This window comes from Aeromonas sp. CD (assembly GCF_033349375.1).
GTDB classification, from domain to species: Bacteria; Pseudomonadota; Gammaproteobacteria; order Enterobacterales; family Aeromonadaceae; genus Aeromonas; species Aeromonas hydrophila.
The window spans coordinates 4,458,820-4,472,500 of record NZ_CP137631.1 but is presented as its reverse complement, the minus strand read 5'-3'; the positions used below and the strand labels follow the sequence as shown (position 1 = coordinate 4,472,500).

Genomic DNA, 13,681 nt, shown 5'->3' with positions numbered 1-13,681 from the left:
CTGTAAGTCTGCGAAGGTGTGTCGAGAGGCATGCTGGAGATATCAGAAGTGCGAATGCTGACGTAAGTAACGATAAAGGGGGTGAAAAGCCTCCTCGCCGGAAGACCAAGGGTTCCTGTCCAACGTTAATCGGGGCAGGGTGAGTCGACCCCTAAGGCGAGGCCGAAAGGCGTAGTCGATGGGAAGCAGGTTAATATTCCTGCACGACTTGTAATTGCGATGGGGGGACGGAGAAGGCTAGGTGGGCCAGGCGACGGTTGTCCTGGTGAAAGTGCGTAGGTGGTGTTTCTAGGCAAATCCGGAGACACAACACTGAGACACGAGACGAACACACTACGGTGTGGAAGCCATTGATGCCCTGCTTCCAGGAAAAGCCTCTAAGCTTCAGATTACAAGTCATCGTACCCCAAACCGACACAGGTGGTCGGGTAGAGAATACCAAGGCGCTTGAGAGAACTCGGGTGAAGGAACTAGGCAAAATAGAACCGTAACTTCGGGAGAAGGTTCGCTCTTGACAGTGAAGTCCCTTGCGGATGGAGCAGTTGGGAGTCGCAGTGACCAGATGGCTGGGACTGTTTATCAAAAACACAGCACTCTGCAAACACGAAAGTGGACGTATAGGGTGTGACACCTGCCCGGTGCCGGAAGGTTAATTGATGGGGTTAGCGCAAGCGAAGCTCTTGATCGAAGCCCCGGTAAACGGCGGCCGTAACTATAACGGTCCTAAGGTAGCGAAATTCCTTGTCGGGTAAGTTCCGACCTGCACGAATGGTGTAACCATGGCCATGCTGTCTCCACCCGAGACTCAGTGAAATCGAATTCGCCGTGAAGATGCGGTGTACCCGCGGCTAGACGGAAAGACCCCGTGAACCTTTACTACAGCTTGGCACTGAACATTGAACCTACATGTGTAGGATAGGTGGGAGGCTTTGAAGGCGTGACGCCAGTTGCGCTGGAGCCGTCCTTGAAATACCACCCTTGTATGTTTGATGTTCTAACGCAGGCCCATGAATCTGGGTCGCGGACAGTGCCTGGTGGGTAGTTTGACTGGGGCGGTCTCCTCCCAAAGAGTAACGGAGGAGCACGAAGGTTGGCTAATCCTGGTCGGACATCAGGAGGTTAGTGCAATGGCATAAGCCAGCTTAACTGCGAGACGGACAGGTCGAGCAGGTACGAAAGTAGGTCATAGTGATCCGGTGGTTCTGAATGGAAGGGCCATCGCTCAACGGATAAAAGGTACTCCGGGGATAACAGGCTGATACCGCCCAAGAGTTCATATCGACGGCGGTGTTTGGCACCTCGATGTCGGCTCATCACATCCTGGGGCTGAAGTCGGTCCCAAGGGTATGGCTGTTCGCCATTTAAAGTGGTACGCGAGCTGGGTTCAGAACGTCGTGAGACAGTTCGGTCCCTATCTGCCGTGGGCGTTGGATGATTGAAGGGAGTTGCTCCTAGTACGAGAGGACCGGAGTGAACGAACCTCTGGTGTTCGGGTTGTCACGCCAGTGGCACTGCCCGGTAGCTAAGTTCGGAATCGATAACCGCTGAAAGCATCTAAGCGGGAAGCGAGCCCTGAGATGAGTCATCCCTGACCCCTTGAGGGTCCTAAAGGGCCGTTGGAGACCACAACGTTGATAGGTGGGGTGTGTAAGCGCGGCGACGTGTTGAGCTAACCCATACTAATTACCCGTGAGGCTTAACCATACAACACCCAAGAAGTGTTCTGAGGCTTGTAGCAGATACCGAGAACGAACAACAAAATCAGCTTTCTCAGATTGAAGAATTTGCCTGGCGGCCATAGCGCCGTGGAACCACCTGAACCCATGCCGAACTCAGAAGTGAAACGCGGTAGCGCCGATGGTAGTGTGGCATTCGCCATGCGAGAGTAGGACACTGCCAGGCACCCAACACGAAAAACCCCGCTCATCTGAGCGGGGTTTTTTATTGCCTGAAATTTGCCATATCTCACCCAGCTATGCGCCTTCGGATGACTAGCCTGCACTACTTTCTACCCAGTTGTTCACTCGACTCTCTCGTGCCGAAACCCGGCGTCCGGCCTGCAATTAGGGTTGTATCTGCCTCATAACTCGGTAGAGTAAAGGCATCTTGGGTTGGCCCGTACTCTCTCATACTGGTTTCTTCAGTACGGATGCAACTTGGCCTGCTTTTATCAACCTTACGTCAGTGGTATCGATATGGAACAAGTAAACAAGTCCACCTTCAGCGATGTACTGGAATATGTGCGTATGTCCCGTCGTCAGAACAAACTCAAGCGTGAAATTGCGGACAACGAGAAGAAGGTCCGTGACAACCAGAAGCGGGTGCTGCTGCTCGACAACCTGAGCGATTACATCAAACCGGGTATGAGCATCGATGAGGTGCAAGCCATCATCGCCAACATGCGGGCTGATTATGAAGAGCGTGTGGACGACCACATCATCAAGAATGCCGAGCTGTCCAAAGAGCGTAAAGAGCTGAGCACCAAACTCAAGGCAATGAGCTCCAGCAAATAAGCCTGCTCACTGTCTTCTCAAAACACCGGCCATAGGCCGGTGTTTTGCTTTAGGCCATCAGCTCGGATCTCTCACCGCGCTGCAACAATCGGCTCCCCTTTTTATGATCGCCCTGTTACCATCACTACAAAGCGGTCAATAGTTTTCAAGCCATTGACTTGAAACGACTAAGCTTGAGTGAAACACAATAAATTGCGCAACCATGGTGGGGCTAATATGGGCGCATCAGAACAGACGGATTTGAACAAAGTGGCATCTCAGGATTCATCTGTCCCAAGCGCGGACGGCAAGTACAAGCGCAAGCGTCGTTCCTGGTGGCGCTGGTTGTTCTGCTTTTTCTTTTTACTGTGCCTGGCTGCGGTGATTGCTCTGGTCGGTTATGAGATGCAGACTTCCCACCTGCAGTCGCAGGAGATCTCCCGCTATGCGGCCAAGCTGACCTATCAGGTCGAACCGGGCCCCAGCAAGCAGATTGCCTTCCCTGAAGACGGTCCCTTCGACAAGCGGCTCGGTTATGTGCTGTTGCCCATGATGCAGGAGCGCTTGCTGCAACGGGGTTATCAGGTCAGCGAGCAGGTACACTTCTCTGATGCCTTGTATGACTACGCCAGTCGCGGCTTTTTCGTTCCTTATACCGAGAAGGTGCAAGCCGGCCTGACCCTGCACGACTGCCGGGCAGAGCCCTTCTATCAATTCAAGTATCCGACCCACTATTACCCGGATTTTGCCTCCATCCCGCCGCTGGTGATCCAGTCGCTCCTGTTCATCGAGAACCGCGACCTGCTCAGCAATGAGCAGCCGCTGGCCAACCCGGCCGTGGATTGGCCCCGTTTTGCCAAGGCGGCCATGTCCCAGGTCGGCAAGGCGCTCGATATGCAGGATCAGTCGGCCGGCGGCAGCACGCTGGCGACTCAGGTCGAGAAGTATCGCCACTCGCCGGATGGCCTGACGCTGTCACCCACCGAGAAGATCCGCCAGATGGCGTCCGCCAGTGTACGGGCCTACCGGTTGGGACCCAAGACGCTGGAGGCGCGCAAACTGGTTGCCTGGGCCTACCTCAACTCGGTCCCGCTCTCTGCGGCTCCCGGCTATGGGGAGGTGCACGGCCTGGGGGATGGTCTCTGGGTATGGTTTGGCGCCAATGTGGACGAGGTAAACCGGCTGCTGGACCCTGCGCGCAATCAGGATGCTTCGTTGGCGGAGCAGGGCCTGGCGCTGCGCCAGGTGGTCTCGCTGATGATTGCCCATCGCCGACCCTCCTACTATCTAGCGCAGGGGCGTGATGCGCTGGCGACTCTGACCGACAGCTATCTGCGGCTGTTCGTACAGGAGGGGATGATCACACCGCCGCTGATGGAAGCCGCGCTGAAGGCCAGGATCTCGTTCCGTGATTTCCTGCAGTCCCCGGCGGTGACCAAGGTCAACAACAACAAGGGCCTGCAAGTCGCCCGCACCCGTCTGAGCCGCCAGCTCGGGGTGCAGCTCTACGATCTGGACCGGCTCGATCTGACGGCCGATACCAGCCTCAACATGCCGCTGCAAAACGAGGTCTCTCGCTACCTGCAGCAGCTGGCCGATCCGACCTTTGCAGCCCAGGTCGGGCTGTTTGGTGAGCGCCTGCTCTCGCCGGAAAAGACGGGGGACGTGAAGTACAGCTTCACGCTGTTCGAAAAATCCCCGCAGGGCTTCAAAGTGCGGGTGCAGACCGACAACACGGATCAGCCGTTCGACATCAACGAGGGCAGCAAGCTGGAGCTGGGGTCAACCGCCAAGCTGCGGGTGCTGACCACCTACCTGGAGATCGTCTCCGAGCTGCACGACAGTTATGCCGGTATGCCGGCCGAGAGCCTGCGCAAGATAGAGGTGTCGGAGCAGGACAACCTCAGCCGCTGGGCCGTCTCCTACCTGATGACAGCGAAGGACAAGAGTCTGCCCCCCATGCTGGAGGCTGCGCTGGATCGCAAATACTCCGCCAGCCCGAACGAGGGATTCTTCACTGGTGGCGGCATGCACACCTTCAACAACTTCCGGCGCGAGGACAATGGCCGCATCCCGGCCATTCGCGACGCGCTGCGAGAGTCCATCAACCTGCCCTTCGTGCGCCTGATGCGTGACATAGTCCGCTACAGCCTCTACCGGGAGGGCAACCGTGCCCAGTTGCTCAAGGATGACAAGGATCCGCGCCGTACCGAGTATCTGGCCAAGTTTGCGGATAAAGAGGGGCAGACCTATCTGCTGCGCTTCTGGCGCAAATACCGCGGCAAGACTGCGGATGAACAGCTCGATACCTTCCTGGATGGTCTCAAGCCCAGCGCCGTGCGCCTGGCAGCCGTACACCGCTACCTGATGCCGGATGCCTCGCAGGAGACTTTCGCTGCCTTCCTGGCGAAGCGCCTGCCGCGGGAGAAGCTGAGCGATCGTCGTATCGAGCAGCTCTATACCAGCTATGGTCCCGGCAAGTATTCGCTGCCGGATCAAGGCTATATCGCCCGGGTGCACCCGCTGGAGCTGTGGCTGCTCTCCTATCTCAAGGAGTTCGACAAGGCCACTTTCGCCGATGCCGTCGAGGCGAGCCGGGACGAGCGGCAGGAGGTCTACAGCTGGCTGTTCAAGACCCGCCACCGCAGCGCCCGCGACAGCCGGATCCGCACCATGCTGGAGGTCGAGGCCTTCCTCGACATCCATCAACGCTGGGCCAGACTGGGCTACCCGTTCGATCACCTGGTGCCGTCGCTGGCAACGGCCCTGGGCAGTTCGGGCGACCGCCCTGCTGCGTTGGCCGAGCTGATGGGGATCATCCAGAACGGCGGCATTCGTGCGCCGACCCTGCGTATCGAGCATCTGTCGTTTGCCAAGGGCACGCCGTTCGCAACCGAGTTCCAGCCAGCGCAGACCGAGGGGACCCGGGTACTGCCGGTCGAGGTGGCCACCGCGCTGCGCAACGCGCTGTCGAAGGTGGTGGAAGGGGGCACGGCCAGACGGATTGCCGGTGCCTTCGCCCTGCCGGACGGTACCGTGCTGCAGATGGGGGGCAAGACGGGGACGGGCGACAACCGGATTGAAACGGTCGGCCGCTACGGCAACGTGACCAGCTCGCTGGCTCGCAACCGGACCGCCACCTTCGTCTTCTATCTGGGAGAGGATCACTTCGGCACCCTGACGGCTTATGTGCCGGGCAGCCAATCCGACAAGTTCCGCTTCACCTCGGCCCTGCCGGTGCAGGTGCTCAAGGGGATGGCTCCGCTGCTGATGCCGTATCTGCAGCCTGGTACTCATACCCAGTGCATGGCGGGCAGCTGACAGCTGAAGCGACACGAAAACGGGGCCATATAGGCCCCGTTTTATTTCGTACTGCTCATAGCCGGCCGGCGACGGTGAGTCATCACTTACAGCAGATCTTCGATCTCGCCGCGCAGATACTGGTACATCTCGCGATAGGCCACCGGCGGTTTGTTCAGCTCCCGCTCCTTGTTGGCGGTGCGGATCAGCTGGCGCAGCTTCTGGCGGTCCAGTTCGTGGAACTGGGACATCAGCTCGTTGAGGGCGCTGTCACCTTCATTGATCAGCCGCTCACGCCACTGTTCCAGCCGGTGCTGGCGGGCGTTCACGGTGGAGTGGCGATTCTTGATGATGGAGAGCGCCTCGACGATGGGCTCCACATCGCGGCTGCGCATCAACCGGCCGATGAACTGCAGGTGGCGACGGAAAGACTCGTCCTTCTTCGGCTTGAGCTTGCGGCCCAGCTCGACCGCTTCGGCCAGCTCTTCATCCAGCGGGATCTTCTCCAGCTCGCTGTGGCTGAGGGAGACGATCTCTTCCCCCATTTTCTGCAAGGCTTCGGCATCGCGCTTGAGCTGGCTTTTGCTGGGGCCCCAGTCTTCCCACTCGTTGTCGTCTTGATATTGACTCATCGGTCTCTTGATTCCTGTCATTCACGTTTGGTGGATATGTTACCAGCTTCTCCCGCTGGGCGCAGGGGTCTGATATGCTTAGCCCCTTTCCTTCCTTCATACAGATGTGAGTTATGGATCAGCAAGACCAAATCCGCCAGGATCAAGCCCATCTTGAAGCCGTAGTTGCCGAGGCCCTGGAGATTGCCAAGGGACTGGGCGCCGGGCTTGCCGAAGTCTCCATCAGCAAGCAGACCGGGTTGTCGGTGAACACCCGGGGTTGTGAACTGGAAAGCATCGAATTCAACAAGGACGGGGCGCTCGGCATCGCCGTCTATCGCGATGGTTGCAAGGGTTCCTCCTCCACCACGGATCTGAGCCCGTCGGCCATTCGTGCCGCCGTCGAAGCGGCGATGGAGATTGCCCGCCACACCTCGCCGGATGCTTGCGCCGGCCTGGCTGATGCCGAGCTGCTGGCCTGGGACGCCCCGGACCTGCAACTGTGTCATCCGATCGAGCTGGATCCGCAGCGTGGCATCGAACTGGCCATCGAGTGTGAACGACTGGCGCTGGGCCGCGATACCCGTATCAAGCACTCCGACGGCGCCGGTTTCTCCAGTCACCTCGGCATCAAGGTGTATGGCAACAGCCATGGCTTCGTCAAAGGCTACGCAGCATCGCGCAACTCCCTGAGCTGCGTGCTGATCGGCGAGCAGGACGGCGACATGCAGCGCGATTACGGCTACTCCTCCAGCCGTACCCTGGACGGGCTCTGGAGCCCGCAGCGCATCGCCGACGAGGCGGTGGAGCGCACTCTCTCTCGCCTAGGTGCCCGCAAGATTAGCACTCGCCACGCTCCCGTGCTGTTCCATCCCGATACGGCGGCCGGTCTGTGGGGTCATCTGGTGATGGCCATCAGCGGTGGCAATCTCTACCGCAAGTCGAGCTTTCTGCTGGACAAGCTGGGCAAGCAGATCCTGCCCGAGTGGCTCACCATCCAGGAGTTCCCCCACCTGCTGGGGGGGCTCGCCAGTACCCCGTTCGATGGCGAAGGCGTGCTGACCCGCGACATGGACATAGTGCGCAATGGCGAGCTGATGAGCTGGCTGCTTACTTCCTACTCCGCCCGCAAGCTGGGGCTCACCACCACGGGCCACGCCGGCGGCATCCACAACTGGCAGGTTTCCAGCACCGGTCAGGATTTCAATGGCATGCTCAAGGAGATGGGCACCGGCCTGCTGGTGACCGAACTGATGGGGCAGGGGGTCAACATAGTCAATGGCGACTACTCCCGCGGTGCAGCCGGTTTCTGGGTAGAGAACGGCGAGATAGCCTATCCGGTTGAAGAGATCACCATCGCCGGTAATCTGGCCGAGATGTTCAGCCATATCGTGGCGGTGGGCAGCGACGAAGATGAGCGCTCCAGCCTCAAGACTGGCTCGGTGCTGGTCGAGAGCATGAAGCTGGCCGGCCACTGATCCCGGCATCAGCGGATTGCAGCCATGAAAAAGGCCCCTCGCAGTGCGAGGGGCCTTTTTTTATGGCTCTGTCCCAGTTATGTGTTGAAAGGCTAACCTTGAAGTAGGTCATCACCTTGAGGGCCCCCATCATGGATACCCAAGCCTTTCAACATCTATTGTCCCTCTTTCCATCGCTCACTTCGCGTCAGCGTCGTCTCGCGCAACATGAACTCACCACCCCTCACCCCATCACCTCGTTGGCCACTCAACTCCCCGCATGCCAATGCTGCCCTCACTGCCAGGCCGAGGCCACACAGCTGGCTCCCTGGGGCTGGTCTCGCGGGCTGCGTCGTTATCGCTGCAAGCAGTGTCTGCGCACCAGTTCCGTGCTCACCAACACGCCTCTCGCCCGACTTCGCAAGCCACAATGCTGGGAAGACTATGCTCAGGCCCTCATCGACGGTCTGACCGTCCGGCAGGCGGCGCTCCGCTGTGGGGTCGGTAAAAACACCGCCTTTTTGTGGCGTCACCGCTTCCTGAAGGCCATGGCCAGCCACCAGGCGGTACGGGAAGAGGGTATTGTCGAGGTCGATGAGACCTTCTTCCTGGAGTCGTTCAAAGGACAGCGCGGATTGCCCCGCCCGGCCCGCCATCGTGGAGGTAAAGGCCGTACCCGAGGCACAGGACCGGATTACATCCCGGTGATGGTGGTGCAAGACCGGGCAGGCCACCTGGCTGACTTCCAGTTGGAACAGTTGAATGCCAGGGCGGTGAAGGCAGTGCTTCAGCCGCTTATCGCCCCGGATGCCGTCCTGTGCAGCGATGGTGCCGGGGTGTATGCGAGTTTCAGCAAGGGGCAAGGGATAACACACCAAGTGGTGCGCAATCGAGCGGGAGAGCGGGTGGTGGGTGCATATCACATCCAACATGTGAACGGGTACCACAGGCGATTGAAGGAGTGGATGGAGCGGTTCCATGGGGTAGCGACCCACTATCTGAGGAATTATCTGGGTTGGCGCAGGATGTTGGAGCGCTATGGGCGGGAAGTGAATATCTCACGCTGCTTGCATGAGGCGCTGGGGCGCCCCATGCAACACGTAATTGGGACATAGCCTTTTTTATCGGCTTGCTCAGGGGCGGCAATCAGCCCTTGATGCGTTCGATGTGGCCGCCGAGGCCTTGCAGCTTGTGCTCGATGTCTTCGTAGCCACGGTCGATGTGGTAGATGCGATCGACGATGGTGGAGCCTTCGGCGACGAAGCCGGCCAGCACCAGACTGGCGGAGGCGCGCAGGTCGGTCGCCATCACCTGGGCACCCTTGAGCTGCTGGGTGTCGCGGCAGATGGCCACATTGCCCTGCAGTTCGATGTCGGCGCCCATCCGGACCAGCTCGGGTACGTGCATGAAGCGGTTCTCGAAGATGGTCTCGGTGACCATGCCGGTGCCCTTGGCTACCGCGTTCAGCACGGTGAACTGGGCCTGCATGTCGGTCGGGAAGGCCGGGTAGGGGGCGGTCTTGATGGTGACCGGCTTGAGGGTGCGACCGGTCATGTCGAGGGTGATCCAGTCTTCACCCTTCTCAATCAGGGCGCCAGCCTCTTCCAGCTTGACCAGTACCGCTTCCAGCAGGGTCGGATCGGTCTTGCGGCAGGTGATCTTGCCGCCGGTGACCGCTGCGCCCACCAGGAAGGTACCGGTTTCGATACGGTCTGGCTGGACGCTGTAGCTGCCACCATGTAGACGCTCGACACCGTCGATGGTCAGGGTGTCGGTGCCCGCACCCTGGATCTTGGCGCCCAGCGCATTGAGGAAGTTGGCCAGATCGACCACTTCCGGCTCGCGCGCGGCGTTTTCGATCACGGTGCGACCGTCAGCCAGGGTGGCGGCCATCATCAGGTTCTCGGTACCGGTGACGGAGACCATGTCCATCAGGATGTGAGCACCCTTCAGGCGGCCGTCGACACGAGCCTTGATGTAACCATCCTCGATGGCAATCTTGGCACCCATCAGCTCCAGGCCGTGTACGTGCAGGTTGACCGGACGGGCACCGATGGCGCAGCCGCCGGGCAGGGAGACGTCAGCTGCGCCAAAACGGGCAGCCAGCGGGCCCAGCGCCAGGATGGAGGCGCGCATGGTCTTCACCAGCTCGTAGGGGGCGACATGGTTGTTCACCGCACCGGTCAGCACGGTGACGTTGCCATTTACCTTGGTGGTGGCACCCAGCATCTCCAGCAGCTTGATGGTGGTGCCCACGTCTTTCAGGCGCGGCACGTTGGAGAGGTGGATCTCCTCATCACACAGCAGGGTGGCGAACAGGATCGGCAGAGCGGCGTTCTTGGCGCCAGAGATGGTCACTTCGCCGTTGAGAGTACAACGACCATCGATCTTGAATTTGTCCATTTACGTTTGATACCAAATCAGGAGGGCAGTAGGAATTTACGTTCGCGTTTCCACTCGGCATCGGTAAAAGCCTTGATGGAGAGTGCGTGAATGGCGTTGCTGGCGATCTTGTCCATCAGCGGGGCATAGATGGCCTGTTGCTTCTTGACCCGGCTCATGCCGTCAAACATGTCGCCGACGGCGATCACTTGGTAGTGACTGCCGTCCCCTTTGACATGGACTTCGGACAATGGCAGAGCCTCGAGGAGTATCGCTTCAATTTCAGAGACTTGCATTATGCGTCCTCAGTTGTGAGCGGGGTTGACTGAAACAATCCGGCCACCCCGTAGAGGTTGGCCAGGGTATAAAAATCAGTGGAGGCGCCCACCAGTTGCGGTGTGGCGCCTCGTGCCAGAGCGGCTTTGGCCCATTTGACCAGCAGGGCAAGCCCTGCCGAATCCAGGGTGGTGACGTCGCCGAGCTCGATCTGGTCTTCCTGCCACCAGTCGGCTCGCCGTTGCCACAACTCAACGACCTGAGCTGCCTGCAGCTCGCCGCTCAGTCTCATTTCTTGAGTACCAGCGGCTTGGCATTGTGGGCGCGCAGCTGGGCGATCACCGCATCGATGCCGTTCTGGCGGATGAGGCCACCCAGCTCGTTCTGCTTGGCAGAGAGCAGGCTGATCCCTTCGGCAACCATGTCGAAGGCTTTCCATTCGCCGGTCTTGTTGTTCTTGCGCAGCTTGAACTCGAGGAAGATGTCCGGCTTGCCGGCCTCTTTCACGCTGACATTGACGGCTGTGATGTTGCTGTCACCGGCGGCCTTGCCCGGCTCGACCTTGACGGTCTGCTTGTCGAAATGGGCCAGGGCGTCGGCGTAGGAGCTCACCATGTACTCGGTGAACACCTCGACGAAGGCGTCACGCTGGGCCGGAGTGGTCTGCTTGATCTGGTTGCCGAGCACCTTGTAGGCGGCGAAGCGGTTGTCCACGTAGGGCAGCAGCTCTTCGCGGATGATCACCCGCAGGTGGTCCGGATTGCTCTTCACCTGGGCCTGATCGGCCTTCAGGCGGGCGAAGGTCTGCTTGGCCGCCTGATCCACCAGGGCATAGGGATCGGTGGCATCGGTGGCTTGCGCGGTCAGGGAAAACAGCATGCTGGTCATCAGGCCCAGCAGCAGGGCGATCTTCTTGAACATGGTTACTCCTTACTTGCTGTCTGATTTGGTGTCGGAAGACTGGCTGTAGAGGAACTTGCCAATCAGGTCTTCCAGCACAATGGCGGATTTGGTGTCTTCAATCATGTCGCCATCCTTGAGCATGCTGGTGCCCATCTCCTCATCGGTAAAGCCGGGCATCAGGCCTATGTACTGCTCGCCGAGCAGCCCCGAAGTCAGGATGGAGAGGGTACTGGTCTCGGAGAACTCACCGGCGCTCTTTTGCATCTGCAGAGAGACGATTGGCACCTGGCTCTTGGCGTCCAGAGTGATGTCGCTGACCCGACCGACCACCACGCCGCCCACCTTGACCGGTGAGCGTACTTTCAGGCCGCCGATATTATCGAAATGGGCGCGCAGGGTATAGGTTTCTCCTTCCGGTTTGAAACTCAAACCTGCCACTTGCAGTGCCAACGCCAGAATGGCACCGATGCCAGCCAGCATGAAAGCGCCAACCAGGAATTCTACTTTGCTGAACTTCATCTTTACCTTATCCAAACATGACTGCGGTGAGTATAAAATCCAGGCCGAGCACGGCCAGGGAGGAGTGGACCACAGTACGGGTCGTGGCCTGACTGATCCCGGCCGAGGTCGGCTTGGCATCATAACCGTTAAAGAGCGCAATCCAGGTGACTACCAGAGCAAAGATCAGGCTCTTGATGGCACCCTGCATGATGTCATCCTGCCAGTCGACGGAGGCCTGCATGGCGGACCAGAAGCTGCCTTCGTCCACCCCCAGCCAGTCGACGCCGACCAGCTTGCCGCCGAAGATGCCGATCAGGCTGAACATGAAGGCCAGCAGCGGCATGCTGATGACCCCGGCCCAGAAGCGCGGCGCGACCACCCGGCGCAGCGGATCCACCGCCATCATCTCCAGGCTGGAGAGCTGTTCGGTGGCCTTCATCAGGCCGATCTCGGCGGTGAGGGCCGAGCCGGCGCGGCCGGCAAACAGCAGTGCGGTCACCACGGGGCCCAGCTCCCGCAGCAGGGAGAGGGAGACCAGCGGCCCCAGACTCTGCTCGGCACCGAAGTCTTTCAGTACGTTGTAGCCCTGCAACGAGAGCACCATGCCGATGAACAGGCCCGACACCAGAATGATGGCGACCGACTGCACCCCGACCACATACAACTGCTGCACCAGCAGCGGGAAGTGCTTGCGCGGTGCGGGTTTGCCCGCCAACGCGTGAAACAACATGATGGTGGCGCGGCCGATGGCGCTGATGAATCGCACCCCGCTTCGCCCCAGTTTGCTTACCTGGCTTGTCAACATCAGAGATCCTGTAGCAGGTCACCTGCCGGAAAATGAAACGGAACAGGACCGTCGGGCAATCCTTTCAGGAACTGCTCGACCTCGGGATTGTGCTCCTCGCGCAGTTGGGCCGGCGTGCCGTGCGCCACCACCTTGCGGTTGGCGATGATATAGGCGTAGTCGGCAATGCTCAGCACCTCTTTCACGTCGTGGGTGACGATGACGGAGGTGATGCCGAGGGCATCGTTCATATCCTTGATGAGCTTCACCAGCACCGCCATGGTGATGGGATCCTGGCCGACGAACGGCTCGTCATACATGATGAGGTCCGGATCCAGCGCGATGGAGCGGGCCAGCGCCGCGCGCCGAGCCATGCCGCCGGAGAGCTCGGACGGCATCAGTCTTGCCGCGCCGCGCAGGCCGACCGCCTGCAGCTTCATCATGACGATGGTGTGGATCAGCTCCTCGGGCAGGCCGGAATGCTCACGAAGCGGGAAGGCCACGTTGTCGTACACCGTCATGCCGGTAAACAGGGCGCCGCTCTGGAACAGCATGCTCATCCGCTTGCGCACCTCGTACAGGCGCGAACGGGAGAGGGTGGGGATATCTTCCCCGTCAAACAGGATATGACCGGATTCGGGCTTGAGCTGGCCGCCGATCAACCGCAGCAAGGTGGTCTTGCCGATGCCGCTGGGGCCCATGACCGCAGTGACCTTGCCACGGGGAATGGTCAGGTTTATCCCGTCGTATAACAGCCGATCTCCGTGACTGAAGGTCAGGTCGGAGATGGTGATCAGGTCATCGTTCAAACAATTGTCCATCCGGTGTAAATGAAGAGCGAATTTTATGGGCTAGTCTAGGTCTAAGCAACAGCAAGGAACAACTATTGAACAGCCTGCCTGTCCAGACGCGCGACAGTTTTTTGTAACCAATTGTCTCTCTTTTCAGGTCGGGAAGTATCCGATTCGCTTATCT

At 59.5% G+C, this 13,681-nt stretch carries 12 protein-coding genes and 2 rRNA genes (1 of these 14 cut by a window edge); 6 read left to right on the top strand and 8 right to left on the bottom strand.

Annotation, left to right across the window (positions count from 1 at the left end; genetic code table 11):
* The 4 genes from R2E40_RS20915 to R2E40_RS20900 form a co-directional block, all read left to right on the top strand.
* Nucleotides 1-1,704 (top strand): 23S ribosomal RNA (locus tag R2E40_RS20915); it begins 1,185 nt to the left of the window's first position.
* An 83-nt stretch (nt 1,705-1,787) separates the two neighbouring features.
* Nucleotides 1,788-1,902, top strand: a 5S ribosomal RNA gene (gene rrf / locus R2E40_RS20910).
* Nucleotides 1,903-2,195: 293 nt separating this feature from the next.
* Nucleotides 2,196-2,513 (top strand): PTS system regulator TmaR, encoded by a 318-nt coding sequence (gene tmaR, locus R2E40_RS20905; protein WP_016352207.1) that lies wholly within the window; start codon nt 2,196-2,198, stop codon nt 2,511-2,513.
* Nucleotides 2,514-2,729: 216 nt separating this feature from the next.
* Nucleotides 2,730-5,813 carry a transglycosylase domain-containing protein gene (locus R2E40_RS20900; RefSeq protein WP_318164302.1) on the top strand — a complete coding sequence of 1,028 codons (3,084 nt, stop codon included), beginning with the start codon at nt 2,730-2,732 and terminating at the stop codon, nt 5,811-5,813.
* 86 nt (nt 5,814-5,899) lie between these two features.
* Here R2E40_RS20900 and yjgA read toward each other — a convergent pair whose 3' ends face one another.
* A complete protein-coding gene (gene yjgA, locus R2E40_RS20895; RefSeq protein ID WP_318164301.1) occupies nt 5,900-6,424 on the bottom strand; it encodes a ribosome biogenesis factor YjgA in 525 nt (174 codons plus the stop codon).
* A gap of 113 nt (nt 6,425-6,537) precedes the next feature.
* Here yjgA and pmbA point away from each other — a divergent pair, with 113 nt between their 5' ends.
* Both pmbA and R2E40_RS20885 read left to right on the top strand, forming a co-directional pair.
* Entirely contained in the window at nt 6,538-7,881 is a 1,344-nt protein-coding gene (gene pmbA / locus R2E40_RS20890) for a metalloprotease PmbA (protein WP_011707624.1), read from the top strand.
* Between the two features lie 131 nt (nt 7,882-8,012).
* Nucleotides 8,013-8,975: an IS1595 family transposase gene (locus R2E40_RS20885; protein WP_318164300.1), complete on the top strand. Its 963-nt coding sequence runs from the start codon at nt 8,013-8,015 to the stop codon at nt 8,973-8,975.
* Nucleotides 8,976-9,006: 31 nt separating this feature from the next.
* Here the strand turns inward: R2E40_RS20885 and murA are convergent, their stop codons facing one another.
* Genes murA through mlaF form a run of 7 tightly spaced genes read right to left on the bottom strand, consistent with a single transcriptional unit; the run spans nt 9,007 to nt 13,527 of the window.
* On the bottom strand, nt 9,007-10,263 hold the full coding sequence (gene murA, locus R2E40_RS20880; RefSeq protein ID WP_318164299.1) for a UDP-N-acetylglucosamine 1-carboxyvinyltransferase: 1,257 nt from the start codon (nt 10,261-10,263) through the stop codon (nt 9,007-9,009).
* A gap of 17 nt (nt 10,264-10,280) precedes the next feature.
* Entirely contained in the window at nt 10,281-10,538 is a 258-nt protein-coding gene (ibaG, locus tag R2E40_RS20875; protein WP_005306001.1) for a BolA family iron metabolism protein IbaG, read from the bottom strand.
* Nucleotides 10,538-10,810, bottom strand: a complete 273-nt coding sequence (locus R2E40_RS20870; protein WP_016352203.1) for a lipid asymmetry maintenance protein MlaB — start codon at nt 10,808-10,810, stop codon at nt 10,538-10,540. The genes ibaG and R2E40_RS20870 overlap by 1 nt, the downstream gene beginning before the upstream one ends.
* Nucleotides 10,807-11,439: a phospholipid-binding protein MlaC gene (gene mlaC / locus R2E40_RS20865; protein WP_011707621.1), complete on the bottom strand. Its 633-nt coding sequence runs from the start codon at nt 11,437-11,439 to the stop codon at nt 10,807-10,809. Before mlaC ends, R2E40_RS20870 begins: the two co-directional genes overlap by 4 nt.
* A gap of 9 nt (nt 11,440-11,448) precedes the next feature.
* Nucleotides 11,449-11,940, bottom strand: a complete 492-nt coding sequence (gene mlaD / locus R2E40_RS20860) for an outer membrane lipid asymmetry maintenance protein MlaD (protein WP_011707620.1) — start codon at nt 11,938-11,940, stop codon at nt 11,449-11,451.
* Nucleotides 11,941-11,947: 7 nt separating this feature from the next.
* Nucleotides 11,948-12,727, bottom strand: a complete 780-nt coding sequence (gene mlaE, locus R2E40_RS20855) for a lipid asymmetry maintenance ABC transporter permease subunit MlaE (RefSeq protein ID WP_011707619.1) — start codon at nt 12,725-12,727, stop codon at nt 11,948-11,950.
* Nucleotides 12,727-13,527, bottom strand: coding sequence for a phospholipid ABC transporter ATP-binding protein MlaF (gene mlaF, locus R2E40_RS20850; RefSeq protein WP_011707618.1), 801 nt, complete (start codon nt 13,525-13,527; stop codon nt 12,727-12,729). The genes mlaE and mlaF overlap by 1 nt, the downstream gene beginning before the upstream one ends.
* Nucleotides 13,528-13,681 lie beyond the last annotated feature (154 nt).

Excerpts from the sequence above, each read along its gene's own strand:
- mlaE (WP_011707619.1), bottom strand. The coding sequence starts at position 12,727 with ATGTTGACAAGCCAGGTAAGCAAACTGGGGCGAAGCGGGGTGCGATTC.
- ibaG (WP_005306001.1), bottom strand. The coding sequence starts at position 10,538 with ATGCAAGTCTCTGAAATTGAAGCGATACTCCTCGAGGCTCTGCCATTG.
- yjgA (WP_318164301.1), bottom strand. The coding sequence starts at position 6,424 with ATGAGTCAATATCAAGACGACAACGAGTGGGAAGACTGGGGCCCCAGC.
- mlaC (WP_011707621.1), bottom strand. The coding sequence starts at position 11,439 with ATGTTCAAGAAGATCGCCCTGCTGCTGGGCCTGATGACCAGCATGCTG.
- tmaR (WP_016352207.1), top strand. The coding sequence starts at position 2,196 with ATGGAACAAGTAAACAAGTCCACCTTCAGCGATGTACTGGAATATGTG.
- R2E40_RS20870 (WP_016352203.1), bottom strand. The coding sequence starts at position 10,810 with ATGAGACTGAGCGGCGAGCTGCAGGCAGCTCAGGTCGTTGAGTTGTGG.
- mlaF (WP_011707618.1), bottom strand. The coding sequence starts at position 13,527 with ATGGACAATTGTTTGAACGATGACCTGATCACCATCTCCGACCTGACC.
- pmbA (WP_011707624.1), top strand. The coding sequence starts at position 6,538 with ATGGATCAGCAAGACCAAATCCGCCAGGATCAAGCCCATCTTGAAGCC.
- R2E40_RS20885 (WP_318164300.1), top strand. The coding sequence starts at position 8,013 with ATGGATACCCAAGCCTTTCAACATCTATTGTCCCTCTTTCCATCGCTC.
- murA (WP_318164299.1), bottom strand. The coding sequence starts at position 10,263 with ATGGACAAATTCAAGATCGATGGTCGTTGTACTCTCAACGGCGAAGTG.
- mlaD (WP_011707620.1), bottom strand. The coding sequence starts at position 11,940 with ATGAAGTTCAGCAAAGTAGAATTCCTGGTTGGCGCTTTCATGCTGGCT.
- R2E40_RS20900 (WP_318164302.1), top strand. The coding sequence starts at position 2,730 with ATGGGCGCATCAGAACAGACGGATTTGAACAAAGTGGCATCTCAGGAT.